This is a genomic window from Nocardia sp. NPDC057227, from assembly GCF_042669725.1.
Taxonomy (GTDB): domain Bacteria; phylum Actinomycetota; class Actinomycetes; order Mycobacteriales; family Mycobacteriaceae; genus Nocardia; species Nocardia asteroides_A.
In genome coordinates this window covers 249,240-267,849 of record NZ_JBHUXA010000006.1, presented here as the reverse complement: position 1 = coordinate 267,849, position 18,610 = coordinate 249,240, and the positions used below count along the sequence as shown (strand labels likewise).

At 71.8% G+C, this 18,610-nt stretch carries 19 protein-coding genes; 7 read left to right on the top strand and 12 right to left on the bottom strand.

Features of this window, described 5'->3' with window-relative positions:
- Positions 1-17 precede the first annotated feature (17 nt).
- From eccD to ACFUJ1_RS11925, 3 genes are all read left to right on the top strand, one after another.
- On the top strand, positions 18-1,508 hold the full coding sequence (eccD, locus tag ACFUJ1_RS11935; RefSeq protein WP_378644969.1) for a type VII secretion integral membrane protein EccD: 1,491 nt from the start codon (positions 18-20) through the stop codon (positions 1,506-1,508).
- Positions 1,509-1,624: 116 nt separating this feature from the next.
- Positions 1,625-3,022, top strand: coding sequence for a type VII secretion-associated serine protease mycosin (gene mycP / locus ACFUJ1_RS11930; protein ID WP_378644967.1), 1,398 nt, complete (start codon positions 1,625-1,627; stop codon positions 3,020-3,022).
- A 92-nt stretch (positions 3,023-3,114) separates the two neighbouring features.
- Positions 3,115-4,011 (top strand): potassium channel family protein, encoded by an 897-nt coding sequence (locus tag ACFUJ1_RS11925; protein ID WP_378644965.1) that lies wholly within the window; start codon positions 3,115-3,117, stop codon positions 4,009-4,011.
- 101 nt (positions 4,012-4,112) lie between these two features.
- On the opposite strand, the gene eccB is transcribed toward ACFUJ1_RS11925, so the two are convergent.
- Positions 4,113-5,585, bottom strand: coding sequence for a type VII secretion protein EccB (gene eccB / locus ACFUJ1_RS11920; protein WP_378644964.1), 1,473 nt, complete (start codon positions 5,583-5,585; stop codon positions 4,113-4,115).
- A gap of 113 nt (positions 5,586-5,698) precedes the next feature.
- On the opposite strand from eccB, the gene eccE reads away from it, so the two are divergent.
- Complete coding sequence (gene eccE, locus ACFUJ1_RS11915) at positions 5,699-7,342, top strand: type VII secretion protein EccE (RefSeq protein ID WP_378644962.1); 1,644 nt, start codon at positions 5,699-5,701, stop codon at positions 7,340-7,342.
- Positions 7,343-7,345: 3 nt separating this feature from the next.
- Here the strand turns inward: eccE and ACFUJ1_RS11910 are convergent, their stop codons facing one another.
- Both ACFUJ1_RS11910 and ACFUJ1_RS11905 read right to left on the bottom strand, forming a co-directional pair.
- A complete protein-coding gene (locus ACFUJ1_RS11910; RefSeq protein WP_378644961.1) occupies positions 7,346-7,924 on the bottom strand; it encodes an NADPH-dependent FMN reductase in 579 nt (192 codons plus the stop codon).
- 5 nt (positions 7,925-7,929) lie between these two features.
- A complete protein-coding gene (locus tag ACFUJ1_RS11905) occupies positions 7,930-8,739 on the bottom strand; it encodes an S-methyl-5'-thioadenosine phosphorylase (RefSeq protein ID WP_378644960.1) in 810 nt (269 codons plus the stop codon).
- A 96-nt stretch (positions 8,740-8,835) separates the two neighbouring features.
- On the opposite strand from ACFUJ1_RS11905, the gene ACFUJ1_RS11900 reads away from it, so the two are divergent.
- A complete protein-coding gene (locus tag ACFUJ1_RS11900) occupies positions 8,836-9,798 on the top strand; it encodes a DMT family transporter (protein WP_378644958.1) in 963 nt (320 codons plus the stop codon).
- A complete protein-coding gene (locus ACFUJ1_RS11895) occupies positions 9,795-10,109 on the top strand; it encodes a metal-sensitive transcriptional regulator (RefSeq protein ID WP_378644957.1) in 315 nt (104 codons plus the stop codon). Before ACFUJ1_RS11900 ends, ACFUJ1_RS11895 begins: the two co-directional genes overlap by 4 nt.
- A 163-nt stretch (positions 10,110-10,272) precedes the next feature.
- Here the strand turns inward: ACFUJ1_RS11895 and truA are convergent, their stop codons facing one another.
- The 8 genes from truA to infA form a co-directional block, all read right to left on the bottom strand.
- Complete coding sequence (truA, locus tag ACFUJ1_RS11890) at positions 10,273-11,136, bottom strand: tRNA pseudouridine(38-40) synthase TruA (RefSeq protein ID WP_378644995.1); 864 nt, start codon at positions 11,134-11,136, stop codon at positions 10,273-10,275.
- A gap of 1 nt (position 11,137) precedes the next feature.
- A complete protein-coding gene (rplQ, locus tag ACFUJ1_RS11885; protein ID WP_378644955.1) occupies positions 11,138-11,677 on the bottom strand; it encodes a 50S ribosomal protein L17 in 540 nt (179 codons plus the stop codon).
- A gap of 54 nt (positions 11,678-11,731) precedes the next feature.
- Positions 11,732-12,790: a DNA-directed RNA polymerase subunit alpha gene (locus ACFUJ1_RS11880; RefSeq protein ID WP_233016090.1), complete on the bottom strand. Its 1,059-nt coding sequence runs from the start codon at positions 12,788-12,790 to the stop codon at positions 11,732-11,734.
- Positions 12,791-12,887: 97 nt separating this feature from the next.
- Positions 12,888-13,493: a 30S ribosomal protein S4 gene (gene rpsD / locus ACFUJ1_RS11875; RefSeq protein ID WP_378644953.1), complete on the bottom strand. Its 606-nt coding sequence runs from the start codon at positions 13,491-13,493 to the stop codon at positions 12,888-12,890.
- A 24-nt stretch (positions 13,494-13,517) separates the two neighbouring features.
- Entirely contained in the window at positions 13,518-13,931 is a 414-nt protein-coding gene (gene rpsK / locus ACFUJ1_RS11870) for a 30S ribosomal protein S11 (protein ID WP_233016088.1), read from the bottom strand.
- Positions 13,932-13,939: 8 nt separating this feature from the next.
- Positions 13,940-14,311, bottom strand: coding sequence for a 30S ribosomal protein S13 (rpsM, locus tag ACFUJ1_RS11865; protein WP_067646720.1), 372 nt, complete (start codon positions 14,309-14,311; stop codon positions 13,940-13,942).
- Positions 14,312-14,497: 186 nt separating this feature from the next.
- Positions 14,498-14,611, bottom strand: a complete 114-nt coding sequence (gene rpmJ, locus ACFUJ1_RS11860; protein ID WP_040686659.1) for a 50S ribosomal protein L36 — start codon at positions 14,609-14,611, stop codon at positions 14,498-14,500.
- A 99-nt stretch (positions 14,612-14,710) separates the two neighbouring features.
- The gene (infA, locus tag ACFUJ1_RS11855; RefSeq protein ID WP_003418601.1) at positions 14,711-14,932 is read right to left on the bottom strand and encodes a translation initiation factor IF-1; all 222 of its coding nucleotides are present in this window, start codon (positions 14,930-14,932) and stop codon (positions 14,711-14,713) included.
- Positions 14,933-15,205: 273 nt separating this feature from the next.
- On the opposite strand from infA, the gene ACFUJ1_RS11850 reads away from it, so the two are divergent.
- Positions 15,206-18,046: an AAA family ATPase gene (locus tag ACFUJ1_RS11850; protein WP_378644951.1), complete on the top strand. Its 2,841-nt coding sequence runs from the start codon at positions 15,206-15,208 to the stop codon at positions 18,044-18,046.
- 19 nt (positions 18,047-18,065) lie between these two features.
- Here ACFUJ1_RS11850 and ACFUJ1_RS11845 read toward each other — a convergent pair whose 3' ends face one another.
- Positions 18,066-18,455 (bottom strand): DUF4254 domain-containing protein, encoded by a 390-nt coding sequence (locus ACFUJ1_RS11845; RefSeq protein WP_378644950.1) that lies wholly within the window; start codon positions 18,453-18,455, stop codon positions 18,066-18,068.
- Between the last annotated feature and the right edge of the window lie 155 nt (positions 18,456-18,610).

Genomic DNA, 18,610 nt, shown 5'->3' with positions numbered 1-18,610 from the left:
GGCCTGCGGAAACACCTGTGGATAAGAAGTTGGGGGACAGCGTGACGCACGCGCGGCTCGGACACATCGACGAGGACTCCTCGCGCGGCATCGTGCGCGCGCCCGATCTCGCGCGGGTCACCATCCTGGCCAAGCACACCCAGGTCGACATGGCGATTCCGGTGGATGTCCCGGTGGCGCTGGTCATCCCGAGCGTGGTCGACATGGTCGCCCAGCACAGCCGCAGCAACGAGTTCGACAACGAGGGCGAGCGCTTCGAGCCTGCCGAGTGGGTGCTGGCCCGGATCGGCCACCCGCCCTTCTCCAACTCGCTGAGCCTCGGCGAACACGGCGTCCGCGACGGCGAGCTGCTCATGCTGGAGAGCGCCTCGCAGACCGCGCCGACCCCGCTCTTCGACGACATCATGTACAACGTCGCGATCGCCGACGCGAACCACTTCCGCGGCTGGACCCCGCGCAGCGCCCGGCTCACCGGCGCGGTGCTCGCGGCGCTGACCATGCTGGTCGGCTGCCTCGGGCTGCTGCTCGCGCCGGAGGCCATGCCGGTCTGGGTGAGCGGCTCGATCGCGCTGGTCGTCGCGGTCCTGCTGGTGGTGGCGGGCATGGTGCTGAGCCGGATGTACAGCGACACCTCGGCCTCGCTGGTGCTCGCGGGCTGCGCGCTGCCGCCCGCCTTCAGCGCGGGCATGCTCTACGTTCCCGACCACTACGGCTGGGCGCACATCCTGCTCGGCTCGGTGCTGCTCGGGGCGACCGCGGTGCTGGCGTGGCGGGTCACCGGGGTCGGGCTCGGGCTGTTCATCGGGGCGGCGACGCTCGCGGTCTTCACGGCGCCCGCTGCCCTGGTCGGGCTGCTCACCGAGCACCCGGTGCGGGCGATCGGGGCGGTGCTCGCCGCAGCCGCGCTCGGCGGGCTCTCGCTGGCGCCGCGGGTCTCCATGCTGCTCGCCAAGCTGCCGCTGCCGCCGGTGCCGTCGCCGGGCACCCCGATCGACCCGACCGAGGACGACCCGGACGACCACCGCGCGCTGCCGAGCATGGAGGTGCTGCGCGCCAAGTCGGAGCGGGCAAGGATGTACCTGGCCGGGCTGGTCACCGCGACCACGCTGGTCACCGTTGCCGGGGCGCTGGCGGCGGCCGATCCGGAGGCGGAGACGCCGTACTGGCAGGGGATCGCGCTCGCGCTGGTCTGCGCGGTGGTGCTGGCCTTCCGCAGCCGCACCTACGCCGGTGCCGAGCAGGCGGTGGTGCTGATCGCGGGCGGGGCTGGCATCGCGCTCGCCATGCTGGTCGGGATGGCGATCGAGATGGAGCAGCCGCTGGTCGTCTTCGGCGCTGCCATGCTGCTGCTGGTCGCGGCGCTGGTCCTCGGCATGGTGGTGCCGAACCAGACGGCGACGCCGCCCATGCGCCGCGCGGTGGAGCTGCTGGAGTACGCCTTCGTCGCCGCGGTGCTGCCGCTGGTCTTCTGGGTGGCCGAGCTCTACGCCCTCGTCCGCGGGTTGTGAACGAAGTGCGGCGCGCCGCGGCCGGACGCGGGGGTACGAGCCCAGGTCCGAGGGCTCTGCGCGCGGCGCGGTCTCGCGCCATCGGACGCGCGGAGACAAGGTCGTGGCCGGGGGCCGTGCGACGGCTCGCGGCACTGGTCGCGGTTCTGGGGGTAGCCGCCGGGCTGACCGCCGGGCCGGCACTGGCCGACAATCGGCCGCCGATCGTGGACCCGGGGGCACTGCCCGCCGGAGATCCCGCCGCGCCGCCGGGCAAGACCGAGCGGCCGGGGAACGCCGCCTGCTACAGCACCCAGCAGGGCGGCGACGGCCCGTCCGTCCCGCCGACCCAGCGCGCGCTCGACCTGGATCGGGCCTGGCAGTTCTCGCGCGGCGCGGGCCAGGTGGTCGCCGTGATCGACACCGGTGTCTCCCCGCACCCCCGGCTGCCCAACCTGACCCCGCTCGGCGATTTCGTCGCCGCGGGCGGCAACGGCAGCGAGGACTGCGATGCGCACGGCACCGTCGTCGCGGGCATCATCGGCGCCAGCCAGCTACCGAACCAGGGCTTCTCGGGGGTGGCGCCGGAGGCCCAGCTGCTCAGCATCAGGCAGACCAGCGCGCTCTACCAGGAGGAGGGCGCGGGCCGGAACAAGGGCCCGGACGACATGCCGGACGGCTACGGCAAGGTCTCCGCCCTGGCCTCGGCGGTGCGCAGGGCCGCGGACTCGGGCGCCACCGTCATCAATATCTCGCTGGTCGCCTGCCCCACCGAGAAGCCGGAGAGCCGCGAGTTCGCCGCGCTCGGCGCCGCGGTGCGCTACGCCGCGCTGGAGCGCGACGCGGTGATCGTGACCTCGGCGGGCAACACCGACGCCTGCAAGTCGAGCAACCCCGGGCTCGACCCGCTCAACCCCGGCGCCGACCCGTGGACCCGGGTCACCTCCTACGTCGCGCCCGCCTGGTTCGACCAGTACGTGCTCTCGGTCGGCTCGATCGATGCCGCGGGCGCGCCGTCGTCGTTCACCGTGCCCGGCCCGTGGGTCGGGGTGGCGGCGCCCGGCGAGAACGTGGTCTCGCTCGACGCCCGCGCGGGCGGCACCTCCAACGGCAAGTACACCAACCAGGGCCAGTACACCGCCTACAGCGGAACCAGCTTCGCCGCGCCGTACGTCTCCGGGGTGGCCGCGCTGGTGCGCGCCCGCTTCCCGGAGCTGAGCAGCGCCGAGGTGATCCGGCGGATCCAGGCCACCGCGCACGCCCCGGCCGAGGGCTGGAACCCGTACGTCGGGTACGGCGCCGTCGACCCGGTCGCGGCGCTCACCAACGAGGTGCCCGCCGCGCTGCCCGCCAAGATCCCGAGCGCGGCGGTGAGCCTCCAGCTCGCGGTCCCGGCGCCCGCGCCCGACCCGGACGACACCGCGCGGAACGTCGCGCTGATCGGCACCGCGGTGATCGTGGCCGCGGGTGTGCTGGGCTACCTGGCCTCCTTCCCGATCCGCCGCCGCTTCGGCGTGCACGAGGACGCGACCTGAACCACCGGGTGCGCGGGGGCAGTTCCGTGTAGCGTCGGCGCTCGGCACCGCGAAACATACGGTGACCACGTCCGATCGAACCGGGTACCGCCATGACGACTGCGATGCTGAGCCGCCGGGAGGCTTGGGAGCGCGCGACCAACGTGCCGATGCTGCTGCTCGCCGTGCTCTTCCTCGGCACCTACGCCTGGTATGTGCTCGACACCGGCGCCTCGCCGCACCTCGACACCTGGCTGGCCCGGGTCGACCTGGTGATCTGGGCGGCCTTCGCCGCCGACTTCGTCATCCGCGTCGTGCTCTCCCGGAATCGCTGGCAGTTCGTGCGCACGCACCCGCTGGAGCTGCTGATCGTGCTGGTCCCGCCGTTCCGGCCGCTGCGGCTGGTGCGCGCGGCGCTGCTCATGCTCGGCACGCTGAACCGGGCGCGGCTCACCCGCTTCCGGCTCTCCATCTACGTCGGCACCAGCTCGGTGCTGGTGATCCTGCTGTGCAGCCTGGCCTTCTTCGACGCCGAGTACGGCGGGCCGGACGCCAAGGTGCAGAACTACGGGGACGCGCTGTGGTGGGCCGCGGTCACCGTGACGACGGTCGGCTACGGCGACTACTACCCGGTGACGGCGGAGGGCAGGCTGGTCGCGCTGATCCTGATGACCTTCGGCATCGGGCTGATCAGCTTCGCCATCGGCACCACGACCAGCTGGGTGTTCGACCAGCTCAAGGCGGTCGAGGCGAGTGCCGACGAGACCGAGCGGCAGATCGGGACGCTGCTCGACGAGGTCCGCTCACTGCGCGCCGAGGTGGCCGGGCTGCGCCGGGAGCCGGCCGAGGCGAACGGCCCACCCGGCGCGGCGGGCAAGCGGCCGGCCGGCGCGGCGGGAGACCGGCTAACCGACACAGCGGGAGACCGGCTGGCCGACGCAGCGGGAAACGGGCTGGCCGACACAGCCGGAGACCGGCCAGCCGACGCGGGGCCGACCCCGACCAGCTGACACCCGCGGCCCGAGCAGCTGACACCCGCGGCCCGAGCGCAGGCGGCGGCCACTCCCAATGTCCCGCGGGCCGGTGACCGGGCCGACGGGGCGGAGCCGGGTCAGCGTGCGGTGGCCACCGGCTGGTCGGCGGGCGCGGGGTCGGGGGCGACACCGTCGTGGGCGACCATCGCCTCTTCCCGGCCCAGGCTCGGCCCGGCGGCGAGCAACCCGACGATCGGCCAGGGCGCGGGCTCGGCGGGCACGTTCTCCATGCCGAGCGCCTTCGCGGCCTCCGCGTTCTTGATGCCGTACCTGACGCCGGTGTCGCTGACGTAGAACAGGCTGTCCCTGCGGCTGCTGTCCGGGTCGATGCCGGTGCTCTGCACGTAGGCGCCGGTGCTCGGCTTCAGGTAGACGGCGTCGGCGTTCGGCCCGGAGCCGTCGGCCTTGGCCAGCGGGACGGTGCGGGCGTCGTCCGGCAGCGGCAGGTCGACGCCGGTGAGCACCTCGAGTTCGGCGCGGCGGGCGCCGTCCTCGTTGCCCGCCGCGGCGGCGATGGGACGCCAGGTCAGGCAGCTGACCGGGCGGTCCTTGGACTGCACCAGCGTCGGGGCGGTGCGCGGGTAGTCGTCGACCCGGAGCGCCTTGGACACGTCGACGCCGGTGCGCATGCTCTGTGGGATGGTCGCGTCACCGGCGCCGGGGGTCGAGTTGCGGATGATGTCGGCGGTGAGCGCCGAGATCCCCTGCAGGCCGTCGCGCAGCACGACGTAGTACTCGTCCGTGGTCGACAGCTGTACGACGTCCCCGATCCGATGGCCGTCCATCGGATAGCCGGGAACCTCACCCACACCGTCGATCCGCGGCGCGACCAGCGGCAGCACCTCGGGCACCGCGTTCAGCAGCCCGTCGCTCACCGGCCGCGGCGTCACCCCGGTGATCCCGAGCGCGTCGGTGACGGCCCGCGAGCTCATATCCACCCGCGCCCGCTTCGTGTCATAGATCAGATACGCCGAATCCCGCCCCTGCACCAGCAGCGCCCGCTCGCCGGGGAGCACATCCGCCTTCGCCCCGGTATCCGGATCGCCGACCAGCACCGAGGTGCTGAGATCACTGCCGCCGTCCATCTTCAGCTGGTCGCAGACGGTCCACGCGCGCCCCGCGCCCTTCTTGTCGAAGAGCAGCGCGGCGGGCGCCCCGGGAATGCCGATGAGCTGCCCGCGCGGCTTCTTGCCGAGCTCGGACTCCTTGACGATGGCGGGCTTGGCCGCCTCCCCCGCGGCCAGCCGGGCCGAGGCCAGGTTCAGCGCCGGGTGCACGGTGTCGCCGATGACGACGTAGACCCCGCCGGACTCCTTGCCGATCAGAATGGTGTTGCTGCCGATCTTGTCCTGCGGGCGCAGCAGCGCGAGCACCCCGCAACCGGCCAGCACCACGAGCGCGAGCACCAGCCCCACGGCGTACGCCCTGGACTGCGATTTCATCGGATCGTGCAGCATGCGGACGTCGCGCCGGACCAGCGCGTGCTCCATCCGCCGGACCAGGAAGCGGTACCCGCTCACCTGCCAGCGGGTGGTCGGTTTCGATGGCATGGTTCCTCCCCCGAACGGTGCTCCTACCCGCGCAACACAGTACAGTTCGCGGAGACTGCTTTTCAGTTCGGCCAGCGGAAACGGCCGACACCGGTGTTGCATGGGGGACGACGATGGCCGAACCTGTCGGCGCGGGCCCACGCCCGTTGCTCGGACGGATATCACTGCAGAATCTGCTGGTCGCGCAGATCATCGGGCTGGGGGCCGGATTGATCGCGCTGACCGTCGGGCTCGGGGGGCTGCCCGCGCTCGGCATCGTCATCGCCGCGGCCGCGATCCCGCTGATCCCCGTCGCCAAACACACCGTGCTGGACTGGATCTCGACCGCGTGGGGGTACTTCACCCGGCGCGGCTACGAGCTCGGCGACACCGTCGACTTCCGCGGTCCGGACGGCCGCTCGCACGGGCTGTACTGGGACGGCAGCCGGGTGGTGACGGTGGTCGAGGTGCTGCCCCCGCTCGGCGGGCTCACCCGGATCGCCCGCACCACCGTGCACGCCTCGCACCTGCTGCCGCTGCCCGAGCTCGCGCAGTGCCTGAACCAGCACGACATCCTGCTCAGCGGGATCGACATCATCAGCCACGGTCACCGCAGCCGCTCCGGCACCCCGGCGGGTGCGATCTACGAATCGCTGCTCGGGCCGCTGCCCGCGACCGCGCACCGGACGGTCTGGCTGGCCATCGCCTTCGACGCGGTGCGCTGTCCCGGCGCGGCCGAGCGCCGCGGCGGCGGCAACGGCGGCGCCGCGCGCGCCGTCACCATCGCGACCCAGCGCATCGTGCGCGCGCTGGAGGACGCGGACTGCGCGGCCCGCATCCTCACCGCATCCGAGATCCGCACCGCCGTGCTCCAGGTGACCGGCGGCTTCGACCCGCGCGAGCTGGCCCACCGCTGGCGCTACGCCGAGATCGGCAACGCGGTGAACGTCGGCACCGCGGTCGACCCGCGGCGGCTCGGCTCCGACCTGCTGGCCCAGCTCTGGGTGGCGCCCTCGCGCGGCACGACGGTCGCGGTCCGGCTGCGGCCGGGCAGCAATGCCGAGTCGGTGAGCATCGGCGCGGCCTGGCGGCTCTCCGCCCGCGAACTTCCGGAGAAGCCCAGGCTCTCCGGCATGGTCTCGATGCACGGCAGGCACCGGGACGCGCTGCTCGCGCACCTCCCGCTGGCCGTCCCCGGCGTGGACGAGACGGTGCCGATGGCGGAGTACCCGATCGAGGTGCTCGGCGCGCTGCACCTGCCCTCCTCCGGCTGCGGGCAGCTGATCGGCTCGGACGAGGAGGGCAACGGTGTCGCCATGCGGCTCATCGGCAGCGGCATCTCCACCGTCTACCTGGCCGGCGAGCTGTACCTGGCGCAGCAGCTGGTGTTCCGCGCGCTCGCGGTCGGCGAGCGCATCCTGATCCGCACCGACCGCCCGCACGCCTGGGAGAACCTGGTGACCACGATCGGCAACCCGGAGCGGCTCGGGATCGCGGTCGAGACGCACCAGTCGGACGCCGATTTCACCGCGGCGGTGGTGGACGGCGTGCTCGCCCCGCCCCCGCACGCGGGCGTCACCACCATCTACGTCACCGGCGATCCGTCGGCCTGGCCCGCCACCAGGCCGGACCTCTCGCTGCAGCAGCCGGGCGCGATCGGCAACCACGTCATCCTGCGGACCGGTACCGCGCAGGCGCACCTGACGCTGGTCTCCATCCCGCGCGAGTCGACCTACATCGGGCAGCCGCGCGGCCGCCGCGCCATGGCGAACCAGTAGCGCTCAGCCGGGGTACGGGTCGGCATCCCGCGCGGTGCGCAGGGCCCGGCCCCACCAGCTCAGCTGCCGCAGCATCCGGCCCGCGCCGTCGATCGCGGCGCCGTCGGCGGTCTCGCCCGCTGCGCCGAACTGCCCCCTGACCCGGTGGAAGCTCACCGACTCGCGAACCGAGACCATGTGCACCTCGGCCACCACCTGGCGCAGCTGCTCGACCGCGCGCAGGCCGCCGGAGACGCCGCCGTAGGAGACGAAGCCGACCGGCTTGCCGCGCCACTCGTGCTTGGCGCTGTCGATCGCGTTCTTGAGCGCGGCCGGGTAGCCGTGGTTGTACTCGGAGGTGACAAGCACGAAGGCATCGGCGGCGGCCAGTCGGCTCCGGAAGAGGCGCACCGCGTCGTTCTCGGAGAGATCCTGCGGCAGCGGGAACTCGGCGAGATCCAGCGTCCCGGTGTCGAAATCGGGGTTCGCCCGGACCGCGCGCAGGAACCAGTCCGCCACGGTCGGCGCGAACCGCCCCGCCCGGACACTGCCGACGATCACCTCGAGCCGCAGCGGCGACTGCGCACGCCCGAGTCTGTTCACGCCGCTCACGGTAGCTCGAAGGGGAGCGTGACACCGTCGTGCACCCGGCAGCGGGCGCAGGTATCGGTGCTCTCGGTGGCAGCCACCGCGCGCCGGACGAGCTCCTTGAACGGCACCAGGTTGCGCTCGAACTCGGCGAAGACGTCGACCGCGTGCACGCCGTCGCCCTCCGCCAGCCCGGCGTCCAGGTCGGTCACCAGGGCCACCGCGGCGTAGCACATCTCCAGTTCGCGGGCGAGCACCGCTTCCGGGTAGCCGGTCATATTGACCAGGTCCCAGCCCTGCGCGGCGAACCAGCGGCTCTCGGCGCGGGTGGAGAAGCGGGTGCCCTGCACCACGACCATGGTGCCGCCCGACCTCAGCGGCAACCCCGCCACCTCGGACTTCGCGGCGGCGGCGCGCAGTTCGTCGCAGTACGGGTCGGCGAACGAGACGTGCACGCCGCCGCCGTCGAAGTAGGTCTGCTCGCGGCCCGAGGTGCGGTCCACCAGCTGGTCCGGTATCGCGACGGTGCCCGGCCCCCAGTCGGCGCGCAGGCTGCCCACCGCGCACGGCGCGAAGATCCGGCGCACGCCGAGCGCGCGCAGCGCCCAGAGGTTGGCCCGGTACGGCAGGGTGTGCGGCGCGAACTCGTGCTTCCCGCCGTGCCGCGGCAGGAAGGCGACCGGCCTGCCCGCCACCTCGCCGACCGCGATCGGCGCGCTCGGCGCGCCGTAGGGGGTCTGCACCTCGAGCTGCTCGGCGGCGCCGTCGAAGAAGTCGTAGAACCCGCTGCCACCGATGACGGCGAGGGCGGGCCTGCGGTCCGAAGTCATGGCTCGATTGTCCGGGGCCGGGGCGCGGCGCGGGCGGGCGGGGCCGGGATGGGCGATCACATCCCGACCGGTCGGGCGAGCGCGGAGGGCGGCAGGATGGACGCTGTGATGTCGCGGGCGGCGCTCGGCGTGTGGTTGACGGTGGCCTCCGGACTGGCCTTCGCGGCGTCCGGGCCGCTGGTGAAGGCGGTGCTCGGCGCGGGCTGGTCGGCGGGGGCGGTGCTCGCGGTGCGGCTCACCGGGGCCGCCGCGGTCATGCTGCTGCTCGCGGTCTTCGCCGACCCGCGGGGGCTGTGGGCGGGCCGCCGCGAGCTGCGCACCGTCGTTCCGTTCGGCGCTATCGGGGTGGCCGGGGTGCAGGCGTCGTTCTTCCTCTCGCTGGCAACGCTGCAGGTCGCGGTGACGTTGATGATCCAGTTCCTGGCGCCGGTGGTGGTGATCGCCTGGCACTGGGTGGTCGGGCGCAGGCGGCCGAGCAGCGGAACGCTGGTCGGCGCGGCGGTGACGCTGGCCGGTGCCGCGCTGGTGGTGCAGGTGTTCGGCGCGGGCAGCCCGGACCCGGCCGGGCTGGCCTGGGCCGGGCTCTCCATGATCGGCAACGCGGTCTTCTTCCTGCTCTCCGAGCGCAGTACGGCGCGGCTCAGCCCGGTCGCGCTGCTCGGCTCCGGACTCACCGTCGCGGCGCTGACCACCTGGTTGCTCGCCGGGATCGGGGCGCTGCCGCTGGTCGTCGGGGCGGGCACCGCGCTGATGGACCACAGGGAGCTGCCGGTGCCGCTCGCGCTCACCCTGCTCGTCCTGGTGAGCACGGTGCTCGCCTACCTGTGCGGGGTCGCCGGCGCCGCCCGGCTCGGCGCCACGCTCATGTCGCTGGTGCTGCTGAGCGAGGTGCTTTTCGCGGTCGGGCTCTCCTGGCTGCTGCTCGGCGAGGCGGTGACGCCGCTGCAGCTGGTCGGATCGGTGCTGGTGGTAGCCGGTCTCGCGGTCGCGAACCGGGCGGCCGAGCCGGTGGTTGCTGTACCCTTGGGGGGTATCGAACCAGACGAGGAGGGCCGGTGACCGACGCCAGCGGCGAGCACGACCACACCGGGCACGGCTACATCACCGCGAAGGACGACTACCTCAAGCGGCTGCGCCGCATCGAGGGGCAGGCGCGCGGGCTGCAGCGCATGGTCGAGGAGGAGAAGTACTGCATCGACATCCTCACCCAGGTCTCGGCCATGACGAAGGCGCTGCAGGCGGTGGCGGTCGGGCTGCTCGAGGACCACATCAGCCACTGCGTCGTCGACGCCGCCGTCGCGGGCGGCCCCGAGGCGGAGGCGAAGATCAAAGAGGCGACCGAGGCCATTGCCCGCCTCGTCCGCTCCTGAGCCGGAGGCCGGTGCCGCTACTCTCGCATCCGCCTCCGGCGGCTCGACTTGTTTCCGAGACGAGCCCGATCCGCGCGCAGCCACGAGCAGATCGATCCGCGCGCGGCCACGAGCAAGTCGCCCAGCGCGAAAATCAGTCTAGCCGCCGGAGGCGGATGCGAGATCAGCCGCCGCAGCACCCCGGCCCGGGCACGGTGCGCATCTCCCGGGTCTGCGCGTTGCGGGCGGCGAGATCCGCATCGGCGGGGTAGTCGACGGCGACAAGGCTGAGCCCGTGCGCCGGGGCGACGGTGACCGAGCTGGAGCGCTCCCGTTCGAGCAGCAGACTCCCGACCCACTCGGGCGTCCGCCGCCCCTCCCCCACCGCCAGCACCGCCCCCACCAGACTCCGCACCATGGACCAGCAGAAAGCATCCGCGCTGACGAAAGCGGTGAGCCCGTACCCGGACTGCTCCCAGTCGTAGCGCTGCAACTCACGCACCGTGGTCGCCCCCTCGCGCCGCTTGCAGAAGGCCGCGAAATCGTTCAGGCCCAACAATTTCCGCGAGGCCACCCGCATAGCCGACACATCGAGCCCGCCTTTGGCCGCCACCACCCCGCGCGCGGCGAGCGGATCGGCACCGTACGGCGCGGTGGTCAGCCGATAGACGTAGTGCCGCCGCACAGCGGAGAACCGAGCATCGAAATCCGCGGGCGCGAGCCGAGCACCGGTGACCCGAACGTCCCTGGGCAGGAACCGAGCCAGCCGATGCACCAGCTTGGCCCCGTCGAACTCCCCCGCGATGTCGAAGTGCGCGACCTGCCCCTCCGCATGCACCCCCGCATCGGTGCGCCCCGCAACGGTGAGCTGAACCGGCGAGCGGAAAACCTTGCTCAGCGACTCCTCCAGCACCCCCTGCACGGTCCGCAGCCCTGGCTGCCGAGCCCACCCGGTGAACTCGGTCCCGTCGTAGGCGATGTCGAGCCGCACGCGAACGAGCCCGCCCCCCTCGCGGGTGACGGGCTCGTCGCCGGAATCCGGAGTCAGCTCAGGATTCCTTCTTGTCCTCGGCGGCCTTGTCCTCAGCGACCTCGGCCTCGGCAACCGCGGCCTCGGGCGCCTCGGCGGCGGCCTCGGTCTCGGTCTCCTCGACGGCAGGCGCCTCGGCGACCGGCTCGGCCTTCTTGGAGGAGGCCACGCGGCGAGCGCGATCGGCCTCGTTGGACACGGTCTTCTCCCGGACCAGCTCGATCACGGCCATGGGGGCGTTGTCGCCCTTGCGCGGCAGCGTCTTGGTGATGCGGGTGTAGCCGCCTTCGCGACCCTCGAACGACGGGCCGATCGTGGCGAACAGCTCGTGCACGACGGTCTTGTTCCGGATCACCTTGAGCACCTCGCGACGGTCGGCGAGGGTGCCGCCCTTCGCCTTGGTGACCAGCTTCTCGGCGTACGGGCGCAGCGCCTTGGCCTTGGATTCGGTGGTCGTGATCCGACCGTGCTCGAAGAGCGCCGTAGCCAGGTTGGCGAAGATCGCCTTCTGGTGCGACGCCGACCCGCCGAAGCGAGCACCCTTCTTGGGCTTGGGCATTTCACTGTCTCCTTATGAGAGGCCGCGGCCCGGGGGATGCCTCCCCCGGGGGACCTAGAGCTGTTCGGTCTCGGCGTAGTCCTGCTCGCCGCCGTCGGTATCGGTGAACGTTCCGCTGTCGCTCCAGGTCCCGGTGTTCGCGTCGTACCCGACCACGGAGGACGGGTCGAACGAGGCGGGGCTGTCCTTCAGCGAGAGGCCGAGCGCGTGCAGCTTGACCTTGACCTCGTCGATGGACTTCTGGCCGAAGTTGCGGATGTCGAGCAGATCCGACTCGGTGCGGGCGACGAGCTCGCCCACCGTGTGCACACCCTCACGCTTGAGGCAGTTGTAGGAGCGGACGGTGAGATCCAGGTCCTCGATCGGCAGCCCGAACGAGGCGATGTGATCCGCCTCGGCGGGCGACGGGCCGATCTCGATGCCCTCGGCCTCCACATTCAGCTCGCGGGCCAGGCCGAAGAGCTCGACCAGGGTCTTGCCCGCCGAAGCGAGCGCGTCCCGCGCGGTGATGGAGTTCTTGGTCTCGACGTCGAGCACCAGCCGGTCGAAGTCGGTGCGCTGCTCGACGCGGGTGGCCTCGACCTTGTAGGTCACCTTGAGCACCGGCGAGTAGATCGAATCGACCGGGATCCGGCCGATCTCCGCACCGGACGCCTTGTTCTGCACGGCGGGCACGTAGCCGCGGCCCCGCTCGACGACCAGCTCGATCTCGAGCTTGCCCTTGTCGTTCAGGGTGGCGATGTGCATGTCCGGGTTGTGCACGACAACACCTGCCGGAGGCACGATATCGCCGGCCGTCACGGTGCCCGGGCCCTGCTTGCGGACGTACATCGTCACCGGCTCGTCCTCCTCCGAGGACACGACCAAGCCCTTGAGGTTCAGGATGATGTCGGTGACATCCTCCTTCACCCCGGGGACGGTGGTGAACTCGTGGAGCACGCCGTCGATGCGGATGCTCGTGACCGCGGCCCCCGGGATCGAGGACAGCAGGGTACGGCGCAGCGAGTTGCCGAGGGTGTAGCCGAAGCCCGGCTCGAGCGGTTCGATGGTGAACCTCGAGCGGTTCTCCGCCACGACCTCTTCGGTCAGCGTCGGACGCTGGGAAATCAGCATGGGATCCTCCTGTGTGGGCGCCCGCTATTTGACGCCTCGTGGTGGGGGTGTTGCGCGTGGCCGCCGCGGACGGCGGCCACGCACCAGCAGCGCTGACCTACTTCGAGTAGTACTCGACGATCAGCTGTTCCTGCAGCGGCACATCGATCTGGGCGCGCTCCGGCTCCTGGTGGATCAGGATCCGCAGCCGGCCCGGGAGCACCTGCAGCCAGCCGGGGAGGGGCCGGTCGCCGACGGTCTCGCGCGCCACCTGGAAGGGCAGCGTCGGGAGCGACTTCTCCTTGACATCGATGATGTCGTACTGGCTCACGCGGTAGCTGGGCACGTCGACCTTGATGCCGTTGACCAGGAAGTGGCCGTGGCTCACGAGCTGACGGGCCTGCCGCCGAGTGCGCGCGATGCCCGCGCGGTACACGACGTTGTCGAGGCGGGTCTCCAGCAGGCGGAGCAGGTTGTCACCCGTCTTGCCCTTCTGGCGGTTCGCCTCTTCGTAGTAGCGGCGGAACTGCTTCTCCATGACGCCGTAGGAGAAGCGGGCCTTCTGCTTCTCCTGCAGCTGGAGCAGGTACTCGCTCTCCTTGATCCGCGCCCGGCCGTGCTGGCCGGGCGGGTAGGGACGCCGCTCGAAGGCCTGGTCGCCGCCGACCAGGTCGACGCGCAGACGCCGCGACTTGCGGGTGATGGGTCCGGTATAACGGGCCATGTCGTTCTACTTCCTTTCCCGCTATTAGACGCGACGCCGCTTGGGCGGACGGCAGCCGTTGTGCGGCTGCGGAGTGACATCGGAGATCGTGCCGACTTCCAGGCCTGCGGCCTGCAGCGAACGGATCGCGGTCTCGCGGCCCGAGCCCGGGCCCTTGACGAACACGTCGACCTTCTTGACGCCGTTCTCCTGCGCCTTGCGGGCAGCGTTCTCGGCGGCCAGCTGGGCGGCGAACGGGGTCGACTTGCGCGAGCCCTTGAACCCGACGTGGCCCGACGACGCCCAGGAGATGACGTTGCCGCTGGGGTCGGTGATCGACACGATCGTGTTGTTGAACGTGCTCTTGATGTGCGCGTGGGCGTGCGGGATGTTCTTCTTTTCCCTGCGACGCGCCTTCTGGGACTTCTTCGGGCCCGAGGCCCGGCTCTTCGGAGGCATCGGTTCCCTTACTTCTTCTTACCGGCGACGGTCTTCTTCGGACCCTTACGAGTGCGCGCGTTGGTCTTGGTGCGCTGGCCCCGCACGGGCAGGCCGCGACGATGCCGGATGCCCTGGTAGCAGCCGATCTCGATCTTGCGGCGGATATCGGCCTGCACCTCGCGGCGCAGGTCGCCCTCGACCTTGAGGTCGGAGGCCTCGATGTAATCGCGGAGCCGGGTCAGGTCGTCGTCGCTCAGATCCTTCGACCGCAGGTCGGGGCTGACCCCGGTGGCGGCGAGGATCTCGTGGGAACGGGTACGGCCGATGCCGAAAATGTAGGTCAGCGCGATCTCCATGCGCTTTTCGCGCGGGAGATCAACGCCCATGAGACGTGCCATCTGGCAGGTTCCTTAATGTTGCGGAGGTCTGCTCCCTGTCCATCCCCTCGTCCGGGGCACCGGCCTCCGTTCCGGTGGTGAGCGCACACGCCCGGGTGGATCTCACGACCCACCCGTTCCCAAGCGTGTGGCTGGCGCTGGGAGTTTCTTCGGTCAAGCCCGATCAGCGATCGGTGCTCGGTGGTGTCAGCCCTGACGCTGCTTGTGCCGCAGGTTCTCGCAGATCACCATGACCCGCCCGTGCCGGCGGATCACCTTGCACTTCTCGCAGATCTTCTTGACGCTCGGCTGAACCTTCACGTCCGTCCAATCTCTTACTGTGGCCCACGGGGTGTGGACACAACTTTTCCCCAGCCCGACGGCTGGGGAAGCTTCCTGCGTGCTCGCGAGGCGAGCCCGTCACTTGTAGCGGTAGACGATCCGGCCGCGGGACAGGTCGTAGGGCGACAGCTCGACGACCACCCGATCCTCGGGAAGGATGCGGATGTAGTGCTGCCGCATCTTCCCGCTGATGTGCGCGAGAACCTTGTGTCCGTTCTCGAGCTCGATCCGGAACATCGCATTCGGCAGCGGCTCGACAACCCGACCCTCGACCTCGATGGCCCCGTCTTTTTTCGCCATGTCCTCCGCGATCCCGGTTACGCTCAACCTGGTGTGATTACTGCTCTGGTCCTACCGGCGCCGGCACCGCACCGTCCGAGCACCAGCGAACAATCGAACGTCGAAAACGGATCGAATGTTCCCGGGTGAACGCATGCCTGTAGGCGCACCGTCTTCCCAGGATACCGAGGGGCCGCCGATCAGGCAAAATCGCCCCTTCCGCGCCGCGCCCGGCCGGTCCCGTAAACTGACCCCCGAGTCCAGCGAAACGGTCCAGCACATCGAGGGGGACAGGTGAGCCGCAACGACGACGGCCTCCCCATGCTGCCGCCGTGGCTCTCGGAGAGCGAAGTCACGCAGGTCGGCTACGAAGAGCCCGTCCAGAACCTCCCGTCCGACGACGACGCACCCGCGCCGCGCCGTTCCCGGTTCCGCAATCGCGCCCCCGAGGGGGAGCGGCCCGAGGTGGGGCGGCGGGAGAAGCGGCGGCGTGGTTGGCGGCGCGGGGACGAGGCGCCCGCTGCCGTCGACGAGCAGGGCGAGTCCGAGGGGCGGCCGGAGCGGTGGGGCGTCGGGCGTGCGGAATCCTCGGGCGATTCGGGACTTTTCGAGCCGCAGCAGGGTGGGAACGGCCGGGACGGCTACGGAGCGCAGCAGGCGGAGTTCGCGCCGGGGAGTGGTGGAGCCGAGTACGGAACGCGGCAGGCGGAATTCGCGCCGGAGAACGGTGGAGCCGGGTTCGGGTTCCCTTCGGGGAACGGGGAGTTCGGCTTCGGCGAGCGGCAGACGCCAGGGCGTGGCGAGTTCGAGGCGGAGCCTTCCCCGCCGCAGGCGGCGGATGAGCTCGGGCACCGTGGCGATTTCGCGCCTGCGGAGAGTCCGCGGGGCGACGATCGGAACGGGCGGGCGCGGCACGAGCTCGCCGAGGCCGGGCCGGACGACGAGGCGCTGCGGGATCCGCGCACCGGCGCGGTCGCGCCGGAGGAGAGCCCGCGGCCGACGCTGCCGACTCGCAACCCCTCGGTGCCGTCGAGCGCGTTCCAGCCGCTCGGTGCCGGGGCGAGCGCCGCGGGCGGGTTGCGCGAGACGTCGGGGGTCAGGGAGCGCCGCAGGGCGCGGCCCGAACTGCCGCCACCGCCGGAGCGGCTGCCCGTGCCGAGCAACTCCGCGGACGACGAGCTGGAAGAGGCCGCTCCGCACCGCGATCTGGCCGGGTTCCGCGAGGGGATCTCCGCGCTGCACCGGGATGCCGAGCCCGAGGTGGAGCCCGCTCCGGACGAGCCGCTGGAGCGCGGTCAGATCGGCACACCGGACGCGCTTCCGCCGCGCGCCCCGGTCGCCCCGGTCACCGGTGGCAGCGTGCCGCCGTGGCAGGGGCCGACCGGCAACGGCGGCGGGCCCTACGGCCCCGCGCAGGCCGAGCAGCCGGAGCGCGCACCGGAGGCGCCCGCGCCGGAGCCGGACCCGTCGGCCTACCGCTCCGCGCCGAGCATCCCGGTGGCGCCGCAGCAATTCGACGTGCCCGCGGCCGGCCCGCTCTACCCGCCCGCTCCCCCGCACGCCGCGCCCACCGCCTACCCGACCCCGCCCACCGGAAATGGTTCGGCCACACCGCATCCCGCCCCGTCGCCGCAGCCCTACAGCACCGCGCCGACGAATCAGCCGCCCGTCCCCTACGGCACCGGGCCCACGAACCAACCAGCTATCTCCTACGGCACCGGGCCTGCGAACCAACCGCCTATCCCATACGGCACCGGACCCACGAACCAGCCGCCTATCCCATACGGCACAGCGCCGGTGAGCGATCCGCCCTCGCCCTACGGTCCCGACTCGGCGCCGCAGCAGTACGGCGATCCGAACCTGCCCCAGGTGCACCAGCAGTACCGGTCGGAGCCGAATCAGCCGCTCGCGAACCAGGTTCCGCCGCAGTACGGCTCGAGCCCGGATCAGCCTCCCCCGGCATACGGCCAGGACCCGAACCGGCCCGGACCGAATCAACCACCGCCGCATCACATTCCGGCGGCGCAGTACCGCTCCGACCCGAACCACCCGCTCGCGAACCAGGCTCCGCCGTACGGCGGCGACCCGAACCAGTTCGGCCCAGGGCCGAATCAGCCACCCGGAAACAACCTTCCGTACGGCCCCGGCCCGGTCCAGCACCAGTTCCAGCCGGGCAGGCCGGTCAACGCGACCCCGCCGAACGTCTACGGCTCCACCCCGCCCCCCTCCCTGGACGACGTCCCCATGCGCCGGGCCAAGAAGTCGCCGGGCAGCGGCTGGCGCAAGGCCGTGCACCACGTCTCCGGCGGCGCCATCAACCCGGGCATGTCGGCCGAGGAGCGCCGCCTGCAGGAGCTGGTGGCCCGAATCCGGCAGCCGGTCCGCGGCGACTACCGGATCGCGGTGCTCTCGCTGAAGGGCGGCGTCGGCAAAACGACAACCACCATGGGGCTCGGCTCGATCTTCGCCTCGATCCGCGGCGACCGGGTGATCGCGGTCGACGCCAACCCGGATTTCGGCACGCTCTCCCAGCGGGTGCCGCTGCAGACCCGCTCGACCGTGCGCGACCTGCTGCTCGACCCCGCGATCCAGCGCTACTCCGACGTCCGCAGGCACACCTCGCAGGGCACCTCGCGGCTCGAGGTGCTGGCGAGCGAGCGCGACCCGGCGGCGTCCGAGGCGTTCAGCGACGAGGAGTACCGCGCGGTCGCGCGCATCCTGCAGCGCTTCTACAACATCGTCCTGACCGACTGCGGCACCGGCCTCATGCACTCGGCCATGACCGGCGTGCTGGACACGGCGCACTCGCTGGTGCTGATCTCGTCGGCCGCCATCGACGGCGCCCGCAGCGCGGCGGCCACCCTGGACTGGCTCTCCCTGCACGGCCACGACCACCTGGTGCGCAATGCGGTGGTGGTGATCAACCTGCCGCGCGAGGGGTCGCCGACGGTCGGGGTGCAGCACCTGCGCGAGTACTTCCTGTCGCGCTGCCGCGCGGTGCACATCATCCCCTACGACGGGCACCTCTCCGAGGGCGCGGAGATCGACCTGCACCGCCTGCACAAGAACACCAAGCGGGCCTACGTCGAGCTCGCGGCGACGGTGGCCGACGACTTCGCCGTCTTCCGCGGCTGAGCCCGCGACGCGCGGGCCCTCACCACTCCGGGAGCCTGCGCCTGCCCTCCAGCACGTCGCGCACCAGGTCGTCGTAGCCGTCGCTCAGCTCGGCCAGGTGGTGCCAGGCGCTGTGCAGCCGGTCGTCGTCGGCGTCGAGGGTCATCAGCGCGCGGTGCGCGCGCACCGAGGACTCGGCGAGGCGGTCGATCACCGCGCCGATGGTCTCGGTGTGCAGGGTCGCGCCGAGCCGATGCTCGGGCACGCTGCGCGCCACCCAGTCGTCGATCGCCATGACGAGTTCGCCTCTGCGGCGATCGATCTCGAGCAGCGCCGCCGACGCGATCGGCGACTCCGGGCCGCCGGGGCCGATGCGCCGCTCGTGCAGCACAGCCAGGTCGCGGGCGAACCAGAGCAGCGGTCCGCCCACCACCCGATGCCCCCGCAGCGCACGGAGAAGCAGATCGGAAAAAGGTAGCTGCCCCGTTTCCGGGGCTCGATCCCCCGAATCGGCGCCCCTTGCCGCGCCGGGAAAGGTCTTCACGACCGTAGAACTATCCGAACCTGCCACGTTGCCTCGCAGTC